The sequence below is a fragment of the Clostridium sp. 1001283B150225_161107_B6 genome, from assembly GCF_015556325.1.
Lineage (GTDB): Bacteria > Bacillota > Clostridia > Lachnospirales > Lachnospiraceae > Enterocloster.
The window spans coordinates 128,020-148,514 of the sequence record NZ_JADNMD010000008.1 but is presented as its reverse complement, the minus strand read 5'-3'; the positions used below and the strand labels follow the sequence as shown (position 1 = coordinate 148,514).

Sequence of the window (20,495 nt, the reverse complement as noted above, 5' to 3'; positions counted from 1 at the left end):
TCTGAACCAACCGTTACACTATAAACTCTCACAATTTTATGGAGGAAGAAACATGAAAAAAACCAAGATTATCTGTACGATGGGCCCCAATACCAGCGACAAAAACGTTATGATGGAGCTTGCCAGAAATGGTATGGATGTGGCCCGTTTTAACTTTTCCCACGGAGATTACGACGAGCATCTGGGACGCCTGGAGCTGTTAAAGGAAGTGCGCAAGGAGCTGGATATCCCGGTTGCGGCGCTTTTGGATACAAAGGGACCGGAGATTCGCACCGGACAGCTGAAGGACGGTAAAAAGGTGACGCTGAAGGAAGGCCAGACCTATACCCTGACCACCAGGGAGCTGGTGGGAGACGATACCATCGGCTATATCAATTACAGCGGGCTGAATGCAGATGTGACAGCGGGCAACCGGATTCTCATTGACGACGGACTGATTGAGCTGGAAGTGCGTGAGGTGAAGGACACGGATATTGTCTGTGAGGTTATCAACGGCGGCGAGCTGGGAGAGAAAAAGGGCGTCAATGTTCCCAATGTGAAGATTAAGCTTCCTGCCCTGACAGATAAGGACAAAGAGGATATCCGTTTCGGAATCAGACAGGGCTTTGACTTTATCGCGGCCTCCTTTGTGCGTACGGCTGACTGCATCAGGGAAATCAAGACAATGCTGGATGAGCAGGGTTCCAGCATGAAGGTCATTGCAAAGATTGAGAACGCTGAGGGCATTGAGAACCTGGACGCCATCATTGAGGCGGCGGACGGCATCATGGTAGCCAGAGGCGACATGGGCGTGGAGATACCGGCTGAGAAGGTTCCCCACATCCAGAAGAAGATTATCCGCAAGTGCAACGAGGCATGTAAGATTGTTATTACAGCCACCCAGATGTTGGATTCCATGATTCGCAACCCAAGACCTACCAGAGCTGAGGTGACGGACGTTGCCAATGCAGTGTATGACGGCACGGACGCAGTGATGCTTTCCGGCGAGACAGCCATGGGCAAGTATCCTGTGGAAGCACTGCGGATGATGGTATCCATTGCCCTGGAAACAGAGTCGCATCTGGATTATGCAGGGTACCGCCAGAGGAAGGTAACAGAGCAGAACATGAAGAATGTTTCCAACGCCGTGTGCTTTGCCTCTGTGTCAACCGCCCATGACCTGAATGCAGATGTAATCATTGCTCCCAGCATCACAGGCTTTACCACACAGATGCTCTCCAAATGGAGGCCGGGCGCAAGAATCATCGGCATGTCCCCCAGCATGGCTACCGTACGCCAGATGCAGCTTCAGTGGGGCGTTGTACCGGTATGGTCACGCCGCGCAGAGTCCACAGACGAACTGATTGAGAACTCCGTGGAAGAGCTTAAGGACAGAGGTCTTGTGGATGAGGGCGAGCTGGCAGTCATTACAGCCGGGGTCGTGACCTACGCAAGACGCCATGAGGCCGCCACCCAGACCAATATTATGAGAGTCATCAATATCGAATAAAACACTGGACAAGGAAGTCTGCCCGGGAGTACAATTGTACATATTGTACTTCCTGACAGGCTTTTTGCGAAAAAAGGGAAAGGAGACAGATAGATAATGGATAAGAAGCCATTCGTGACACTGGAACAATTAAGGGAGATTGAGAAGACATACCCCACGCCTTTTTATCTGTACGATGAGAAGGGAATCAGGGAGAACGCCGCAAGGCTTAAGCAGGCATTTTCCTGGAACAGGGGATATAAGGAATATTTTGCAGTCAAGGCAACGCCTAACCCATTTCTGCTAAACATACTGAAGGACATGGGGTGCGGCACGGACTGCTCGTCCATGACAGAGTTAATGATGTCAAAGGCCTGCGGTTTTTCCGGGCCGGACATCATGTTTTCCTCCAATGATACGCCCCTTGAGGAGTTTGCCTATGCAGAGAAGCTGGGTGCCATCATTAACCTGGACGACATCACGCATATACAGTGTCTGGAGGACACCCTGGGGTATATTCCGGAAACCATCAGCTGCCGTTTTAATCCGGGCGGCCTGTTTAAAATAAGCAATGACATCATGGATAATCCGGGGGATTCCAAATACGGCATGACCACAGAGCAGATTGGGCAGGCTTTCCGGATTCTGAAGGAAAAGGGCGCAAAGCATTTCGGCATTCATGCGTTCCTGGCCAGCAATACCGTGACCAACGAGTATTACCCTATGCTGGCGAAAATCCTGTTTGAGCTGGCGGTTAAGCTGAAAGAGGAGACAGGCGTCCATATCGCGTTCATCAATTTATCCGGGGGCATCGGCATTCCCTACCGCCCGGACCAGGAGCCCAATGATATCCTGGCCATTGGCGACGGGGTAAGAAAGGTCTATGAGGAGATTCTGGTTCCTGCGGGCATGGATGATGTGGCCCTGTGCACGGAGCTGGGACGTTTCATGATGGGACCTTACGGCGCCCTGGTGACAAAGGCCATCCATGAGAAACACACGTACAAGGAGTATGTGGGCGTGGATGCCTGCGCCGTGAATCTGATGCGGCCGGCCATGTACGGCGCTTACCATCACATCACTGTCATGGGCCGGGAGGATGAGCCCTGTACCCATATGTATGACGTGGCAGGCTCCCTGTGCGAGAACAATGATAAGTTTGCCATTGACCGTATGCTTCCGGAAATCAGGAAGGGGGACCTTCTGTTTATCCACGATGCAGGGGCCCACGGATTTGCCATGGGGTATAATTATAACGGCAAGCTTAAATCAGCGGAGCTTCTGTTAAAGGAGGACGGCACTGTGGAAATGATACGCAGGGCAGAAACTCCTGAGGATTACTTTGCTACATTTGATTTTTGTGATATACTCAAAGATATTGACTGATGAGTGAAGAGGCATCAGGTATGCCCGGAAGCCCTGGCGCACTGCAGAAGGCAGTCTGCCGGGGCTTTGCTGCGGTTTGAAAGTTCATGATAAGGAGGTATGCAGGATGGCAGAGATAGGATTCATAGGAATGGGAAATATGGGAAGCGCCATTTTAAACGGGCTTCTAAAGGTATACAGCCCTGAGAATATGATATTTTCGTCGGCCCGCCGGGAAAAGATGGAGGCAGTGACAGCCAGGACAAAGGTAAAACACGCTGATTCCAACAGGGAATGCGCAGAGGCAGTGAAATACCTGATTCTGGCAGTAAAGCCCCAGTATTTTGAGGCAGTGTTCTCAGAAATCAGGGGGGCGGTGACACCGGAGCAGGTGGTGATTTCCCTGGCCCCCGGCGTTACCATCGCCAATATCGCGGAGCGTCTGGGAGGAAATGTGCGGGTGGTAAGGGCCATGCCCAACACGCCTGCCATGCTGGGAGAGGGAATGACAGGCGTGGCTTATGGGGATTTAGTTTACACCCAGGAGGAAATGGAAACAATCCAGGCCATATTTTCCCACTGCGGAAGAGTGGAGCTGGTGGAGGAACGGCTCATGGATGCGGTTGGCTGCGTCAGCGGAAGTTCGCCGGCCTTTGTGTACATGTTCATTGAGGCCCTGGCTGACGGCGGGGTCAAATACGGCCTTCCCAGAAAGACAGCCTATGCCATGGCTGCCCAGACTGTTTTGGGAAGCGCTAAAATGATACTGGAGACGGGAAAACATCCGGGACAGCTGAAGGACGAGGTGTGCTCCCCTGGGGGAACTACCATTGCAGGCGTGTCGGCCCTGGAAGAGCATGGCCTGAGAAACGCGGTCATCAAGGCGGCTGATGCCTGCTATGAAAAGACACAGCGTATGAAATAGAAAATATATACGAATTATCAGAGAGAGGAAGGAACAGACATGGAAGACAAGGAAAAGAACACGGAGATACCGGTTGTGCGGCTGGACCGCCAGCTTAAATATAAGGGAAATATCCTTAAGATATATGAGGATACAGTCCTGGCGAACGGCCATGAGGCAAAATGGGATTTCATCCATCACGATGGGGCGGCAGCTGTTCTGCCGGTTGCCGGTGATGGTAAAATCCTTATGGTGCGCCAGTACCGCAATGCCCTGGACCGCTACACCCTGGAGATTCCTGCGGGCAAGCTGGATGAGCCGGGAGAGCCCAAGGTGGAGTGTGCGTTCCGGGAGCTGGAGGAGGAGACCGGTTTTAAGGTGGAATCACCGGAGAAGCTTGAATACCTTATGAGTCTTACCACAACCGTGGCATTCTGCGACGAAGCCATTGACATATTTGTGGCCCACAACCTGATTCCCTCCCACCAGCATCTGGACGAGGACGAGGTAATTAATGTGGTTCCCTGCACCCTGGAGGAACTGGAGGAAATGATATATACCGGAAAGATTACGGACGGCAAGACCATTGCCGCCATAATGGCTTATGCCAGGAAATACCGTTCCGTGGATAAAAAGGACAGTATGCTCTAAGTCATAAACCATGGATTCCTGTCATACAGTAGAGGGGGAGAAGCTGCAGCGGTTATGTTTCTTACCTGTAAACTGGGACAGGAGGATGGTGCATGGGAATGAGGTGGTTCAGGCTGCGTCTGGGGACGCTCACCTATGAGGACTGGCTGTTGTTCTGCTTTGCGGCAGGGATTTTTTGCGGTACGGCGGCCGCGCTGGCATTTGGAGGTCCTACGGTGCAGGGATGTATCCTTGGGGCGGCGGGTACCTTTGGGGGAGGAACCCGGGGCGTGAAGGAATTCATGACCGTATTCAGACAGCGGGCCCTTGAGACCTGCGGAGGCTGGCTGGCCGGAATTACAGTGTGCAGCCAGATGCTTTTCGGATTCCTGACTTTTTATGCCGGAATGAGCCTGGCTGTGGTCCTGTCCGTTCTGACCATACGCAAGGGGCTTTTGGGAATCGCCGCATTTCTGTGTACGGTCCTGCCCCATGGTCTGGTCTATCTCCTGGTGTGGTACGTGCTGTCAGGGTGGTCGGGGCAGGTGCAGAAAAAGCTCCATATCCTGCCGGGCCTTCTTCTGCTGGTTATTACCGGGGCAGGGGCCTTTCTGGAGGTTTTCGTGTCTCCCTTCTTATGGGGGATTTTTGGATGACGGGGAGAAACTGAACCGCAAATCATTGGCAGGGCTGTTCCTTCTGACAGCAGGCATCCTTCTGCTGTTATTATAGGAGCCCGGCTGTTATGACAGGCGGTCAAAAGGAGAGATATACGTGAAGAAGAGGAGAACAGGCAGCAGCTGCCTGAAACGGCTGTTCCTGGCTTTTTACATACCATATGCAGTGAATATCCCTCTGGCGGCCTATGTGTGGGCAGGGGGAATATGGCCGCCTGAAGGCGCCCTTGCACCCGCAGTGCGGACCGTTCTTCTGGCGGCGGGACTGGCCTGTACCTGGCTGGTCTGGATGGCTTACAACATTATGCCGGAAAAAAAGGATTTCTATGCCTCGTGGCGGGTGACCATCATGGAAGGCGGCAGGAGTCTGTGCTACACTGCCCTGTATGGTTTTGCGGTCCAGGCGGCTGTTTTCTGGCGTCTTTATCCCAAGGCTGCACCGGCCGTACATGACCGGAGGATATTGTGGCTGAACGGCATCTACGGGATTATTATGCTGTTCATCCTCTTGTGGAACGGCATCCTGCGCATATTTTTCACCTCGGTCCGGCTCAGGCTTAAATACCGTATTCTGATGCTTCTGGCCATGTGGATTCCCGGGCTTAACCTGGCGGTCCTGCTCTATGCAATGAGGATTGTACATGGGGAATATGATTTTGCCTGTTACAAGGAATCCGTGCGTCAGGTACGGGCCCAGTCACAGATATGCAGTACCAGGTATCCGCTGCTTCTGGTACACGGGGTAGGCTTCAGGGACCTGCGGTTTTTTAACTACTGGGGACGGATTCCAAGGGAGCTGGCCCGGTATGGGGCGGATATCTACTATGGCAACCAGGAGGCTTTTGCAACGGTTGCGTTCAATGCAAATGATATCTGCAGAAAGATACAGGACATATGCAGGGAGACAGGATGTGAGAAGGTGAATATCATTGCCCACTCCAAGGGCGGCCTGGATTCCCGGTATGCCATATCCAGGCTGGGGGCAGCCCCAATGGTAGCGTCCCTGACCACCATCAATACGCCCCACCGGGGCTGCCGGTTTGTGGATTACGCATGCAGGCTGCCGGATGGACTGTACCGCGGCATTGCAGGAATATTTGATAGGTGGTTCAGCCGGTTTGGTGATTCCCATCCGGATTTCTATACGGCCACCCATCAGTTCAGCACACGGGACAGCCTGTGTTTCAATGAAGAGGTGGCGGATGCGCCGGGGGTGTATTACCAGAGCTATGCATCGGTGATGCGGGATTTCCTCAGCGACCCCCTTTTATGGTTTCCCTATCTCATTATCCGGGCCGTGGACGGCAAAAACGACGGTTTGGTGACGCCTGAGTCCGCCATGTGGGGAGAGTTTAAAGGCACTCTTGCCAACAGGAAGCACAGAGGTATTTCCCATGGCGACATGATAGATTTAAAGCGCGAGGATTACAGGGGATTTGATGTGGTGGAGTTTTATGTGGAGCTGGTAAAAGCATTGAAGGAAAAGGGATTTTAGGGCTTTTTGGGGATTGGGGGAGAAAAAAATTTTACCATTGCTTTACAACATATTGACATGCAAAAATACCCCCTTCCAACATGTTGTATGTATTATGTTAATCACTTAAAAATAGGACCTAAAGTGGGAAAAATGTGTTTGATTTTATGGAAAAATGCAGATATAATGATAGTCAGCATACGATTTTGGGCTACTTTTTGTGAGAAACGGGTTAGGGGAAAATAGCGATATGACGTCCGATATAAAAAGCTTTGTGAGCTACCTGAGGGATGTGAAAAAGACCTCCAGGAACACGGAAATTTCCTACCAGAGGGACCTGATGCAGCTGGCATCCTTTCTGGAGGATAAAGGAATAACGGAAGTTGAAAAAGTGACTAAGACAAGTCTGAATTCATATATCCTTTTTTTGGAAAAGGAGGGAAAGGCCACTACCACCATATCCAGGGAACTGGCCTCCATGAAGGCATTTTTCAATTTCATGTTCAAAGAAGGACGAATCCGCAAGGACCCGGCGGAGCTCCTGAAAGCGCCCAAGATTGAAAAGAAGGCTCCCGTTATACTGAGCGTCAACGAGGTCAACGCCCTGTTGGACCAGCCCGGTATGACAACATCCAAGGAGATACGGGACAAGGCCATGCTGGAGCTGTTGTATGCCACAGGCATACGTGTGTCGGAGCTAATCGGGCTGGAGCTTTCGGACCTGAACATGCAGGTGGGATACATCACATGCAGGGACGGCCAGAAGGTGCGTATGGTTCCCTTTGGCAAACCGGCCAAGCAGGCTTTGGGCGTGTATCTGGAAAAGGGCCGCGATGAGCTGCTTAAGGGGAAGGAGTCCCAGTGGCTGTTCACCAATTGCAGCGGAAAGGCCATGAGCCGTCAGGGGTTCTGGAAAATCATCAAGTACTACGGGGAAAAGGCCGGCATCCAGGCGGACATAACCCCCCATACCCTGCGCCATTCCTTTGCTGCCCATCTGATTCGGGGTGGTGCGGACATCCATGCGGTCCAGGCCATGCTGGGACATTCAGATTCCACCACCACCCATATGTATGCTGCCTATTCCGGCAATACGGTGGGAGAGACGTACCGGGCGGCCCTGCCCAGAAAGTAGGGCGGTACTAATAGAATAATGCGGTGATGCCGTTTTAGGAGTCCTGTCTTTTTGACAGGGCTTCTTTTGATTGGGGGCAGGCTGGGTGCGGCAGATTTGCGTGACTATTAAAATAGTCATTGACAAGGAGTGACTATTGTGATAGTCTGAAGGTGTGATAACTATTGCAATAGTCATTGAAAGGAGTTAGTATGAAACTGAAGTTATTTGACTCTGAACTTAAAATCATGGAAACACTGTGGAAGCACGGTGACTGTACGGCCGGGCAGATGGCTAAAATGCTGAAGGATGAGATTGGCTGGAACCGCAATACAACCTATACGGTCATTAAGAAATGTATTGATAAGGGAGCAGTGGTACGTCTGGAGCCCAACTTTCTGTGCAGGGCAGCCGTGACCAGGCAGGAGATTCAGGCAGCGGAGACAGAGGAACTGATTGACAGGATGTTTGACGGCTCTAAAGCTGAGTTTTTTGCAGCCTTTTTATCGGGACAGGATTTGTCCGGGAAAGAACTGGACGAGCTTAAGCAGATGCTGATATCCATGGAACAGGAGGAAGGATGAATCTATTACAGATGAGCATATCAGCAGGTATGCTGATTGCCGTCATATGGCTGCTGCGCCGTGTGGGAAGAAGGCTGTTCCCCGCAGGTTTTTTGTTTGCCCTCTGGTTTGTGGCTGCTGTCAGAATGCTGCTGCCTGTGAGCCTGCCGATACAGCTGCCCGTATTTTCACTGGAATCAGCTCTGGAAAATGGCGGTAATATGGGGGCGCACCTGGATTTTCAGGAGACCGGAAGGGATGATGCAGAATCCAGGGAAGAAATGGCAGCGGGAGCATATGACCGGATTTCATGGTGGTGCACCCTGATATGGGCTGATGTGGCTTTGGCACTGTTGTTTTCAGGGGCCGTTGCTTATATCAGGCAGCTGCTTAGAATCAATGAGTCCATGCCTTTGGAGGGAAATCAATTTCTGGAAGAGTGGAAAGCATCCCATCCGGTCGGGAGAAACGTCCGGTTTCTGTATTTTGACCGGATTGCCTCACCTGTGACCTGCGGGATAATAAATCCCGGAATTGTGTTTCCAAAAGAGATGGACCTGGATGACAGGAAATCGCTGGAGCATGTTTTACGGCATGAGTATGTGCATATAAGACGTTTTGATAACCTGTGGAAAATCCTGGTGTTTGCTGCTGTGTGCATCCATTGGTTTAATCCCATGGCCTGGGTGATGTGGTATTGCTTTAACCGTGATATGGAGCTGTCCTGTGATGAGAGGGCGGTCAGGGGAATGGACCGGAAGGGGCGGATTGCCTATGCCATGACCCTGCTGCGGTTTGCAGAGAAGGGACGCAGGGTTTCATTACTGTACAACGGCTTTGGAAAGAGCCCGGTTAAAGAAAGGATAATGGTACTTATGAGAGGCAGAAAACGAAATAAAATCGGAATTGTTTGCAGTATATTGGTGATGACTTTGTCCATGACCGTGTTTGCATCCCCAAAGGAAGGGATACAGGGCCGGTCCGGAGAAACAGGGGAGGAAAGTCCTGCCCGGATGCTTTATGAGACTCCGCAGTTCGGGGAGTATCAGGAACTGGGGCTGTATTATATCGCCGGTACGGATGTGATTACATACAACAGCACCGGGGTGGGGTATTTCATAGATGAGTATGCACCGGGTGTATTTAACCAGATGAATGATTTGGCCGGAAGCATTTGTCTGAAAGCGGAACGGGACAGCGCCGGGAAACTGACCGGTTTCCGGGAGGTGGAAAGGACGGATTATCTGAAACAGGCATCGGACGCCGACCGCCGAAGGGCGCAGGGAAGGGGATTCATAAAGGAATACGGCCAGTACGGACTGAGCCTGGACCAGGATACAGGATACCTCTCCTATAACGGAAAACTGGTGGAGGCCATCCGGGATACCGGAGGATGCGGAACTTATGTAAACAGCGCCTTTACCGCAGGAGAGGATACCACCTGCCTGCTTATGGTGAGAGGGGAGGACGGAAGTCTGGAACAGATAAGGGAAATGGATTCCAAACAGATGTCAGAGGTGTTGGAACAGTCCATGGGGGTATACAGGGACAGCGATGGATGGAAGGGGAAAAGTGAGATGTAAGTAAAATGCAGACCTGAGGCGGGCAGCTTTACATGGTAAGGCTGCCCGGAGGTGCAGATGTGGTAAGGCTGTCTGCGGTATGCCGGATGTGGTGAGGCTGTTTCGCGGCCGGCGGCGGACAGGCAGGATATCAAGTCTCCTTTGCCTGACTCACATAAGTGAGAATCTGTCTGGCGTAGGCGTCAGCCATGCCGCAGCCGGACAGCATTTCCGGTTCATATTCAGCATAGGTGAGAGGAGCCTTGTATTCCGGCATAAGGGCAGGGGACCAGAGGGAGCCGAACTGGGGGAGAAAGAGTCCCTGTTTTTTCGTGTAACAGGTCCTGGCTGTGGCCTTTGTGCGGGCGTTCCTGTCCACATACTCTCCCACGCTTTTATGGATGGCCGTGTCTTCCATGGGCAGGTAGTAATAGTCCTTATAATTGGCGTAAAAGTACTTGAGTTCTCCCTGGTAAAGGGCAATATTGCATACCAGGGTATCCTGGTTCAGCTCCAGGCTTACCGGGGCGCTGTCATATTCCAGGGGCACCGGGATACTGCAGGGGCTTTTCCAGGTCAGGTTGAGGAAGGGGCAGGCACTGCCGGTCAAGCTGTCGCAGGAAAAGAGCTGCTGGCCTTCCAGCGTAAACGGGGCCTCCATCATATCCGCATAGCCCAGGATGGGCAGGATGGAGGGCATGCCCTTCAGGTCGTCCTCATTGTGGAGAACCAGCAGGTCGTACAGGAAGGATTCACGGGTGGCCAGGTATTCACGGTAAACCTCTATGAGCTGTCCGCCGTTGTATTTGTCCTCCCTGGCAATGCCGAGGAACTGCTCTATGGATTTCTGTTTCATGTTTTCAAGGCCCAGCAGTTTGCGGTAGGGCTTTATTTTTTTGTAGATATCCACGCTTTTTATGCGGTCAAAATCATAGGGCAGGCCCAGCCGGCGGCAGCATTTTAAAAGATAGGGGATATCAAAGCCGTCGCCGTTAAAGTGGACCAGTATCTTAAAACGCTCCATAAAGGTGAAGAAGGCCGTCAGAAGCTCCCGCTCGGATTCGCGGGTGTCGGCAAACCACTGTATGAGCCTCCATCCAAAGCCGTCATGGTATGTGCAGCCGATAAGGTACAGCTGGGAGGTGTCACCGGAAAAACCAGTGGTTTCTATATCGAAAAACAGCAGGTCCCTCAGCGCCCCTATGCGTTCCAGCGGATATGTATCTGGTAAATCAACAGGATGTTTGATGGTTATCATGGGTAATCACTCCTTTTTTGACAGAGGACAAATAGAAATCATATATATTCCGGACATCCTCCATGGGTTAGTTTATACTAAAAAATCCGGGAGTGCAAGTGTTTGATGACTCACTTTGGCGCAAAACAGAATATTTGTTCGGCAGACTTGCATTGGATTCATGGGTATGATATGATGAAGGGCAGGACATCAGAGAGAGAAAGAACAGGAATAATATATGATTTCTTACGTAAAAGGGCCTCTCATGGCCATTGAGGAAGACGTTATCGTGGTGGAGGCAGGTCATGTGGGCCTGGCCATCCATGTGCCGGTATCCCTTCTTCCGGAGCTTCCGGGAATGGGGAAAGAGGTGACGGTTTATACATATTTTCAGGTAAGGGAGGATGCCATGACGCTGTACGGCTTCCTCCACAGCCAGGACAGGGACATGTTCAGGCAGCTTCTCGGCGTGAACGGGATTGGACCAAAGGGTGCACTTGGAATTCTCTCCGTGCTCCGTCCGGACGACCTGCGTCTGGCTATTGTCAGCGAGGATGTGAAGGCCCTGGCCAAAGCGCCGGGCATCGGCAATAAGACGGCCCAGCGCCTGATACTGGATTTGAAGGACAAGATATCCATGGACGATGTGCTGGGCAATATGGCTGGTTCAGCCGGCCTGGATGCTGCGGATACAGGCGTTTTCGCATCCGGTCTGGCGGAAGCGGCCAGGGAGGCTGTCCAGGCGCTGGTAGCCCTTGGCTACACCAACACGGAGGCGTCCAGGGCAGTGAAGCAGGTGGAGGTGACGGACGGTATGACGTCGGAGGATGTGCTGAAGGCGTCCCTTAAGCATCTGTCCTTCCTGTAGGGCGTGTCAGAAAATTGCTTTTTGCCACGCTGCGGTACTGTTTTGGAAACGTGAGATTGGGATATATAGAGGTGTAAATGGAACGCAGGATTATAACAACGGAAGTGACGGCGGAGGACGAGCGCATAGAGACAACGCTCCGTCCCCAATGCCTCAGGGATTATGTGGGCCAGGAGAAGATTAAGTCCACACTGAACATCTATATAGAAGCAGCCAAGACCAGGGGGGAGCCCCTGGACCATGTGCTGTTTTACGGCCCTCCGGGACTGGGCAAGACCACATTGGCGGGCATTATTGCCAATGAAATGGGCACCAATATGAAGGTAACCAGCGGCCCTGCCATTGAGAAGCCTGGGGAGATGGCAGCCATTCTGAACAATCTCCAGGAGGGGGATGTGCTGTTTGTGGACGAGATACACCGTCTGAACCGTCAGGTGGAGGAGGTGCTGTACCCGGCCATGGAAGATTTTGCCATTGATATTATGCTGGGAAAGGATTCCACTGCCAGGTCCATACGTCTGGACCTGCCCCATTTTACCCTGGTGGGAGCCACCACCAGGGCCGGACTTCTCACAGCTCCCTTAAGGGACCGGTTCGGCGTGATTCAGAGACTGGAATTTTACACGCCGGAGGAGTTAAAAATCATCATTCTCCACTCCGCCAAGGTGCTGGGGGTGGAAATCGAAGCAGGGGGAGCCATGGAGCTGGCCAGGCGTTCCAGGGGAACTCCCAGGCTTGCCAACCGGCTGTTAAAGCGTGTCAGGGACTTTGCCCAGGTGAAATATGACGGGGTCATTACCAGGGAGGTAACTGATTTTGCCCTGGATATTATGGACGTAGACAAGCTGGGACTGGACCAGAACGACAGGAACATTCTGTTAATGATTATAGAGAAATTTTCCGGCGGCCCCGTAGGACTGGACACCCTGGCAGCGGCCCTGGGAGAAGATTCCGGAACCCTGGAAGAAGTATACGAGCCCTACCTCCTGATGAACGGCCTGATTAACCGCACCCCAAGAGGCCGCACCGCCACCGAAACAGCCTACCGCCATCTAGGCGCAGAAATGCAGAAACCGCCTTGTTAAGACCACGGGGGCTGTGGTATAATGTCCACGTAGGCAATGAGCAGTGCGAAAAAAGGCATAGGCAGATTGCCGTTGTGCTGGCACAAAAGGAAATCTGCCTATGCCTTTTTTCATAGGGCGAAGCCCGTGAGTGAGATGGAGCGGAGCGGAATCGAACGCGCACTGCGGACCAGGCATTCGCGGCGGCGAGCCGTAAACCAGCCGCCGTTGTGCTGGCACAAAAGGAAATCTGCCGGACCAGGCATTCGCGGCGGCAAGCCGTAAACCAGCAAAGCAAGAAAGCAGGGAGCAAGCATGGATACAAAAAATTACACCCAAGTATTAATAGACGGAAAAGTATACACACTGGGCGGCAGCGAGGACGAGAGCTATCTCCAGAAAGCTGCCAGCTACGTAAATGAGAAAAACAGCGCCATGAGAAAGGTACCGGGATTCACCAAACAGAGTGCGGATTACCAGATGGTCATGACGGAGTTAAATATAGCAGACGACTATTTCAAGGCTGTGGAATGGGCCGAAGGGATGGAGCGCCAGAAGAATGACATGGAGAAGGAAACCTACAGCTTAAAGCATGAGCTGGTCAGCACACAGATGAAGCTGGAGGCAGTGCTTAAGGATTTGGAAGAGCGACAGAGGGAGCTGGACCGTCTGAACCGCCGGACCGCCCAGCTGGAAGGCGAATTAAAGGAAGCCAGGGAAAACCTTCAGAGTATCAGGAACAGTGCATCTTCTGAGAATGAGAATACAGCCAGGCTGCAGGTAGAGGCAGTGGAGGAGATAAAGGAAACAGTGGAAGTGGAGGCTGGTATCACATTGAAACCATCCCAGCCGGAACCTGTTTCCGGTTCCGGAGTCCAGGAACCGGCCCGGCCGGAGAAGGCAGGCCAGACATTGGATTCAGACGCCTCCGCACAGATGTCCGGCGCACCATCCGGCCAGCCGGAGCAGCAGGCCCCGGCCCTACGGGTTTTAAACCCTGCATCAGAAGCAGACAGGGGAATGACGGCAGCCTCCGCGCAGACAGCGGCAGCCGTGACACCGTCCGCTGCGCAGGCGGCGCCTGCTGCAGGCGGTATGACAGATGAGGAGCTTGCCAGAAAGGCGCTGCAGGCAGCCAGGAAAGCCGGTTCCCACAAAGGCGGAAGAAGATAAGAAGATTACGAGGGGGATGTCTCATGGGGATACGTGAGGCATCTTTTCTTTCAGGAAAGGTTGGACGAAATGGAGAAGAGACAGGTAGAGATACTGGCGCCGGCAGGGTCATTTGACAGCATGAAGGCAGCCGTGGCGGCAGGAGCTGATGCGGTCTATATGGGAGGCAGCCGGTTCGGAGCCAGGGCCTATGCGGATAACCCGGATGAAAAAGGGCTTCTGGAGGCCATCGACTATGTCCATCTGCACGGACGCCGCCTGTATATGACCGTCAATACCCTGTTCAAAGAGGACGAGCTGGAGGAACTGGAGAGCTATATGCGTCCATACTGGGAGAGAGGGCTGGACGGGGTCATAGTCCAGGATTTGGGCGCCCTGGACTTTATGCGGCGGCATTTCCCCGGACTGGAGCTGCATTCCAGTACACAGATGACGGTCACCAGTGTATACGGAGCCAGGATGATGAAGGAAATGGGATGCTGCCGGGTGGTTACTGCCAGGGAAATGTCCCTGGAGGAAATACGCCGTATCCATGAAGAAGTTGATATTGAAATAGAGAGCTTTGTGCACGGAGCCCTCTGTTACTGCTATTCAGGCCAATGCCTTATGAGCAGCCTCATTGGAGGCAGAAGCGGGAACAGGGGACGCTGCGCCCAGCCCTGCCGTCTTCCATACGCGGTGTATGAGCCAGGGGATATAAGCCGTCTGAAAGAGAGCCGTTCCATGCCGGAGCAGGCGGGACAGACCGGTGCCCGGACCCGAATCAATGAACAGCCCGGGAAAAAGACCCGGAACAAAAGGGCAGGGGGTTCCGGCTATTCAGGCGCCTCCGGCCATTTGGGCGCCTCCGGCCGCACGGCCTCATCCGGACAGCCAGGACCGTCCCCGCTCAATAAAAGCAGCGAGAGATACGTGCTGAGCCTGAAAGACCTGTGTACCCTTGACATCCTGCCCGATATCATTGAGGCAGGCGTGTACTCCCTTAAGATAGAGGGAAGAATGAAGAGCCCCAGATATACGGCAGGCGTGGTGAGTATTTACCGTAAATACGTGGACCGGTATTTAGAATGCGGACGGGACGGGTATTACGTGGAGCAGGAGGACAGGAGGACACTTCTGGACCTCTTTGACAGGGGCGGCTTCACAGAAGGTTACTACGGGCAGCACAATGGACGCGGTATGGTTGCCCTGAGGGAAAAACCGGAGTTCAGGGAGGGAAACCAGAAACTCTTTGATTATCTGGACAAGACCTATGTGGAGGCTGAGCTGAAGGAGGATGTGCAGGGACATGTGGAGCTGGCAGAGGGAGTCCCCAGCTGTCTGACGCTGGAGTGCCGGGGAGCGAAGGTCCAGGTCCTGGGGCAGGCGCCCCAGGCAGCCGAAAAACAGCCCATGACCCAGGAGAAAGTATTAAAACAGTTAAATAAAACAGGAGGCAGTCCCTTCCGTTTTGAAACACTGACAGCCCGGATTAGGGGGGATTTGTTCCTTCCGGTCCAGGCGCTTAACGAGCTGCGCCGCGCCGGCTTTCAGGAGCTGGAAAAAAAGCTGATTCCTGTCAGGACCCTGGCCGGTGAAGATGCCACGGAGGCGGAATCCGGTATACAGAAGGAAAATAGGGCAGAAGACACCAAATTGGCCTCCGGCCATTGGTCCGCTGTCTGGCCCCCCGAATCCCGGTCTGAATCTGCACAGTCCCCTGTCCCTGAATTCCACCCCGTCCTCACGGCCTTCCTGGAGGAACCGGCCCAGCTTTTGCCTGTGCTGTCCCGCAGTGAGATATGGGCGGTCTATCTGGATGCTGACGGTTTCAGTCCGGACCAGTGGAAGGATATTGCAAAGCAATGCCACTGCCAGGGGAAGCAGTGCTGGCTGGCCCTTCCACAGATATTCCGGACCCATGCGCAGAGGTACCTGGGAGACAGCCGCCGTCTGCTTCTGAAGGCCGGATTTGACGGCGTGTTAATCCGGGCACTGGAGGAGACTGTATGGCTGAAAGATATCATGGAACAGGAACACCTTCCAAATCCCCTGCTTGTGGGAATGGACGCCTCAGTCTATGGCTGGAACAGCCGTTCTGCAGAAGTGCTGGCCTCCATGGGGGCGTCTGTACTCACCATTCCATGGGAGCTGAACAGCCGGGAGATGGAGCCTGTTCTCGGCGCGTGCCGCCGCCATGGGCTGGCCAGCGAGCTTATCATCTATGGCAATGCCCCCATGATGGTATCGGCCCAGTGCATCACCAATACGGTGAAGGGGTGTACCCGTAAACGGGGAACCCTCATGATGAAGGACAGAACAGGCGCCCTATTACCTGTAAAGAATCACTGCTCCTTCTGTTACAATACCATTTACAATCCTGCGCCTGTATCCCTGCTGGGCAGCGAAAAGCAGGTGCGCCGGCTCATGGCAGACCGCCTGCGTCTTCAGTTTACAGTGGAAGGAGCAGAGCAGACCGAAAAGGTACTGGATGCATTTATTGGTTCCTTTGTATATGACAGGGCCGTAACAGCCCCCTTCAAAGACTTCACCAGGGGACATTTTAAACGCGGAGTGGAGTGAGGCTTATGACCAATCTGATTGTAGAAATATCCAAATATCTGATGATACTGCTGATGGCGGTGTACACTTATGCGAATTTCCGCTTTTTTTCCTTCCCGGACATGGAGCGTAAGCGCAGGGTGTGCGCCAGGCAGAACCGGGCCATGTTTGCCATCCATTTTCTGGCGTACCTGGTCATGTTCCTGAAAACAGAGGATGAGGGTATGCAGGCCATGCTCCTGGCATTTTACGGGGCCCAGGCAGTCTTCTTCCTGTGCTATATTTACCTGTACCGCCTTTTGTACCGGAATGTTTCCAGGCTTCTGGTGAACAATGCCTGCATGCTGCTGTGCGTGGGCTTCATCATGCTTACCCGTCTGTCCATGGCAAAGGGCCTGGACAAGGCCCTGCGCCAGTTCGCTATTGTGGTCATATCCGCGGCCCTGGCCTGGCTGGTGCCCTATATTATGGAACGTGTGTGGCAGCTTTACAAACTTCAGTGGGTCTATGCAGGGGCAGGGCTGCTCATTCTTCTGGTGGTTTGGGCTGCAGGCAATGAGAGCTTCGGGGCCCAGCTGTCCCTTACCATAGCAGGTGTTTCCATCCAGCCTTCGGAATTTGTGAAGCTGACCTTTGTATTTTTCGTCGCGTCCATGTTCTATCAGTCCACGGATTTTAAGACCATAATCAAGACAACGGCTGTGGCAGGAGCCCATGTGCTGGTACTGGTGCTGTCAAAGGATTTGGGAAGCGCCCTGATTTTCTTTGTCACATACCTGCTGATGCTGTTCGTTGCCACGGGCAGCTGGATTTACCTGATAACAGGAAGCGCACTGGGGACAGGGGCAGCCCTGGCAGCCTACCAGCTGTTTGACCATGTACGCCGCAGGGTGGCTGCCTGGAGCAATCCCTGGGCCGATATAGAGAACAAAGGATACCAGATTACCCAGTCCCTGTTTGCCATAGGCACAGGGGGATGGTTTGGAATGGGGCTCTGCCAGGGTATGCCTGGAAAGATACCGGTGGTGGAGAAGGATTTCATATTTTCAGCAGTGTCAGAGGAAATGGGAGCCATTTTTGCCATCTGCGTGCTTCTTATCTGCCTGGGCTGTTTTATCCAGTTCATGATGATTGCAGCCAGGATGCAGGCTGTGTTCTATAAGCTGATTGCATTTGGCCTGGGAGTGGAGTATATTGTGCAGGTATTCCTGACAGTTGGCGGCGTGACCAAGTTCATACCATCCACAGGAGTAACCCTGCCCTTTGTGAGCTACGGCGGAAGCTCCATTCTGGGAACCTTCCTTTTGTTCGGTATTATCCAGGGACTCTATATCCTGAAGCGCAACGATGAGGAAGAAACCGGAGAGGAGGTAATGCCATGATTCGGAAGGAAGATACCGGCCCAAAGCCGTCCTCAAAGGCCAACCCGAAATCCAACCGGAACATCCTGGGCATCACCTATGTGGTGGTGGCCCTGTTCCTGGGGCTGGCAGCCTATCTGGGGTATTTCCTCCAGGTGAAGAGCGAGGAGGTAATCAACAACTCCTACAATGCAAGGCTGGACAGCTTTTCAGACCGTATTGTGCGGGGCCGGATTCTGGCCTCGGACGGCACGGTGCTGGCCCTGACCCAGACAGACGGGGAGGGAAACGAGACAAGGATATATCCCTTCGGAGATATGTTCGACCATGCGGTGGGCTATTCCACCAAAGGCAAGACAGGCATCGAGGCCCTGGCTAATTTCTACCTGCTGACTTCCCATGTAAATCTGGCGGAGCAGGTGGGAAACGAACTGACCGGCAATAAAAATCCGGGAGACGATGTATACACCACCCTGGATACGGAACTCCAGCAGGCGGCCTATGCCGCGCTGGGGGCCAGGAAGGGCGTGGTCATTGCCATGGAGCCGGATACCGGCAAGATACTGGCCATGGTGTCCAAACCCGGCTATGACCCCAACAGCCTGCAGGGGGACTGGGATGCTCTGACTGCGGAGGATAATAAGGAGGGCCAGCTCTTAAACCGGGCCACCCAGGGGCTCTACCCCCCTGGCTCCACCTTTAAGATAGTGACTGCACTGGAATATATGCGGGAACACCCCGCGGATTATAAGAATTACCAGTTTGACTGCGGCGGCGTGTATGAGAACGGGGAATACAGGATTAAATGCTATCACGGCACGGCCCATGGCCATCAGGATTTCACCCAGGCCTTTGCCAATTCCTGCAATGGTGCATTTGCCAGCCTGGGCCTTGAGATGGACCTGGGAAAATGGAACACCACGGCAGGGGAGCTTCTCTTTAACGGTTCCCTGCCCTTAAGCGGGATTCCCTATAAGGAGAGCGCCTATAACATGAAACCAGGAGCCGGCACATGGGAAATCCTGCAGACCTCCATCGGGCAGGGCACCACCCAGATGACGCCTCTGCACAATGCAATGCTCACAGCTGCCATTGCCAACGGCGGCACACTGATGAAGCCTTATTTCCTGGACTCTGTTGTCAGCGCAGGGGATGAAACCATAAAGAAGTTCATGCCTGCTGCATACGGAAACCTTATGAGCGCAGAGGAAGCAGCAGGGCTTGCAGAGCTTATGCGGGCCGTTGTTACCGGGGGAACTGGTTCGGCTGTGCGCACAGATGCCTATACAGTGGCGGCCAAGACAGGGTCCGCGGAGTTTGAGACAGGAAAAGAAACCCACGCATGGTTCACCGGTTTTGCGCCGGCGGAAGCTCCCCGCCTTGTGGTGACGGTTCTGGTGGAGGAGGGAGGCAGCGGCGGAAAGGCGGCTGCCCCCATAGCCAGACAGCTCTTTGATATTTATATGGGCCGGTGAGCCGGGTTTTCAGCAAACAGCTCCTTTAGCTCCCGGATGAACTGTTTTTCCCGGGGATTCATGGTGTAGGAGGCGTGATGCAGGCAGTAGGCGTTCATGCCAAAGGGAGCGTCCACAATGGGAATCTCCACACAGTCCTCGCTGTATGTATCGGTAAAGCGTTTCATCATCACGGTGACATACCGGCTCTGGCGGATGGCATCGATGAGGCCGCCCCGGTCAAACACATATAGGATAGTATTGTCATTTTTAAAATTCAGTATCTTCAGCCATTCATCAAATTTGAAATTTTCATACATGATGAATTTATAATCAGTTATGCTGTCAAAAGGAATCTCCTTCTTTCGTGAAAGGGGATTCTTTTTTGATGCCAGAAGAATCAGGGGACGGTTGCGGGCAATGGGAATCAGCTTCAGATTATGCTTTTTGGCAAGGGCATAGTAGGTGTCGCTGACCGTGTCAAAGCAGTAGAACAAGGACATGCGGTACCGCTGCTCCACCACGTCCCGTATGGTCTGGATAAGGCCTGTTTCCTTAAATGAATCCTCGCAGGCAGTGGGCGGTTTCTTTTTCTTGAATTTAAGAAAATGATTCATGAAGTCAAATGAATAGGTGCAGGAAATGGAAAGGTTGTCCTTGTGGCTGAACATGGACGGAATATTGTGGATAGTCTCCAGTTCAGTGGCAATCTTTTTGGCTGATTTAAGGAACAGCTCCCCCTCATTGGTGAGGCGTATGCCGCTGTGCTGCCGGCAGAAGATGGGAAATCCCAGCTCCTGCTCCAGGTTCTTGATGCATACGCTTAAGTTTGGCTGCAGCATCTGCAGGTTCTGGGCAGCCTTATTAATAGAACCGCATTCCACAATTTGAATTACATATTCAAAGTATTTGATATCCATAGATAACCCCTCTGTCGTACTTGCCAGTCTTATATAGTCCCTATCTAATTATATGATTTTCCATATAACATATCAAGTATTAATATAACACAGATGGCCTTGCGGATGGTATGCTGTTGT

General features: G+C 52.9%; 17 protein-coding genes. 15 read left to right on the top strand and 2 right to left on the bottom strand.

The window, feature by feature from the left end; genetic code table 11:
* Nucleotides 1-52: 52 nt before the first annotated feature.
* From pyk to I2H39_RS18380, 9 genes are all read left to right on the top strand, one after another.
* A complete protein-coding gene (pyk, locus tag I2H39_RS18420) occupies nucleotides 53-1,489 on the top strand; it encodes a pyruvate kinase (RefSeq protein ID WP_138309621.1) in 1,437 nt (478 codons plus the stop codon).
* 96 nt (nucleotides 1,490-1,585) lie between these two features.
* Nucleotides 1,586-2,854, top strand: coding sequence for a diaminopimelate decarboxylase (locus I2H39_RS18415; RefSeq protein ID WP_138309620.1), 1,269 nt, complete (start codon nucleotides 1,586-1,588; stop codon nucleotides 2,852-2,854).
* A gap of 106 nt (nucleotides 2,855-2,960) precedes the next feature.
* Nucleotides 2,961-3,758: a pyrroline-5-carboxylate reductase gene (gene proC, locus I2H39_RS18410; RefSeq protein WP_195627246.1), complete on the top strand. Its 798-nt coding sequence runs from the start codon at nucleotides 2,961-2,963 to the stop codon at nucleotides 3,756-3,758.
* A 39-nt stretch (nucleotides 3,759-3,797) separates the two neighbouring features.
* Nucleotides 3,798-4,388 carry an NUDIX hydrolase gene (locus I2H39_RS18405; protein ID WP_138309618.1) on the top strand — a complete coding sequence of 197 codons (591 nt, stop codon included), beginning with the start codon at nucleotides 3,798-3,800 and terminating at the stop codon, nucleotides 4,386-4,388.
* A 92-nt stretch (nucleotides 4,389-4,480) separates the two neighbouring features.
* Complete coding sequence (locus I2H39_RS18400; protein WP_195627245.1) at nucleotides 4,481-5,023, top strand: hypothetical protein; 543 nt, start codon at nucleotides 4,481-4,483, stop codon at nucleotides 5,021-5,023.
* 118 nt (nucleotides 5,024-5,141) lie between these two features.
* Nucleotides 5,142-6,539: a triacylglycerol lipase gene (locus I2H39_RS18395; protein WP_138309616.1), complete on the top strand. Its 1,398-nt coding sequence runs from the start codon at nucleotides 5,142-5,144 to the stop codon at nucleotides 6,537-6,539.
* Nucleotides 6,540-6,768: 229 nt separating this feature from the next.
* Nucleotides 6,769-7,653, top strand: coding sequence for a site-specific tyrosine recombinase (locus I2H39_RS18390; RefSeq protein ID WP_195627244.1), 885 nt, complete (start codon nucleotides 6,769-6,771; stop codon nucleotides 7,651-7,653).
* 191 nt (nucleotides 7,654-7,844) lie between these two features.
* The gene (locus tag I2H39_RS18385; protein ID WP_138309614.1) at nucleotides 7,845-8,216 is read left to right on the top strand and encodes a BlaI/MecI/CopY family transcriptional regulator; all 372 of its coding nucleotides are present in this window, start codon (nucleotides 7,845-7,847) and stop codon (nucleotides 8,214-8,216) included.
* Entirely contained in the window at nucleotides 8,213-9,778 is a 1,566-nt protein-coding gene (locus I2H39_RS18380) for a M56 family metallopeptidase (protein ID WP_195627243.1), read from the top strand. The genes I2H39_RS18385 and I2H39_RS18380 overlap by 4 nt, the downstream gene beginning before the upstream one ends.
* Before the next feature lie 130 nt (nucleotides 9,779-9,908).
* On the opposite strand, the gene I2H39_RS18375 is transcribed toward I2H39_RS18380, so the two are convergent.
* The gene (locus I2H39_RS18375) at nucleotides 9,909-11,015 is read right to left on the bottom strand and encodes a ribonuclease H-like domain-containing protein (protein ID WP_195627242.1); all 1,107 of its coding nucleotides are present in this window, start codon (nucleotides 11,013-11,015) and stop codon (nucleotides 9,909-9,911) included.
* A gap of 217 nt (nucleotides 11,016-11,232) precedes the next feature.
* On the opposite strand from I2H39_RS18375, the gene ruvA reads away from it, so the two are divergent.
* From ruvA to I2H39_RS18345, 6 genes are all read left to right on the top strand, one after another.
* A complete protein-coding gene (ruvA, locus tag I2H39_RS18370) occupies nucleotides 11,233-11,862 on the top strand; it encodes a Holliday junction branch migration protein RuvA (protein WP_195627241.1) in 630 nt (209 codons plus the stop codon).
* Between the two features lie 77 nt (nucleotides 11,863-11,939).
* The gene (gene ruvB / locus I2H39_RS18365; protein WP_138309610.1) at nucleotides 11,940-12,947 is read left to right on the top strand and encodes a Holliday junction branch migration DNA helicase RuvB; all 1,008 of its coding nucleotides are present in this window, start codon (nucleotides 11,940-11,942) and stop codon (nucleotides 12,945-12,947) included.
* Nucleotides 12,948-13,241: 294 nt separating this feature from the next.
* The gene (zapA, locus tag I2H39_RS18360) at nucleotides 13,242-14,099 is read left to right on the top strand and encodes a cell division protein ZapA (RefSeq protein ID WP_195627240.1); all 858 of its coding nucleotides are present in this window, start codon (nucleotides 13,242-13,244) and stop codon (nucleotides 14,097-14,099) included.
* 69 nt (nucleotides 14,100-14,168) lie between these two features.
* Complete coding sequence (locus I2H39_RS18355) at nucleotides 14,169-16,661, top strand: DUF3656 domain-containing protein (protein WP_195627239.1); 2,493 nt, start codon at nucleotides 14,169-14,171, stop codon at nucleotides 16,659-16,661.
* A 5-nt stretch (nucleotides 16,662-16,666) separates the two neighbouring features.
* A complete protein-coding gene (locus I2H39_RS18350; RefSeq protein ID WP_138309607.1) occupies nucleotides 16,667-18,022 on the top strand; it encodes an FtsW/RodA/SpoVE family cell cycle protein in 1,356 nt (451 codons plus the stop codon).
* Nucleotides 18,019-19,476, top strand: a complete 1,458-nt coding sequence (locus tag I2H39_RS18345) for a penicillin-binding transpeptidase domain-containing protein (protein WP_195627238.1) — start codon at nucleotides 18,019-18,021, stop codon at nucleotides 19,474-19,476. The genes I2H39_RS18350 and I2H39_RS18345 overlap by 4 nt, the downstream gene beginning before the upstream one ends.
* Here the strand turns inward: I2H39_RS18345 and I2H39_RS18340 are convergent.
* Nucleotides 19,461-20,375: a LysR family transcriptional regulator gene (locus I2H39_RS18340; protein ID WP_195627237.1), complete on the bottom strand. Its 915-nt coding sequence runs from the start codon at nucleotides 20,373-20,375 to the stop codon at nucleotides 19,461-19,463. The genes I2H39_RS18345 and I2H39_RS18340 overlap by 16 nt on opposite strands.
* Between the last annotated feature and the right edge of the window lie 120 nt (nucleotides 20,376-20,495).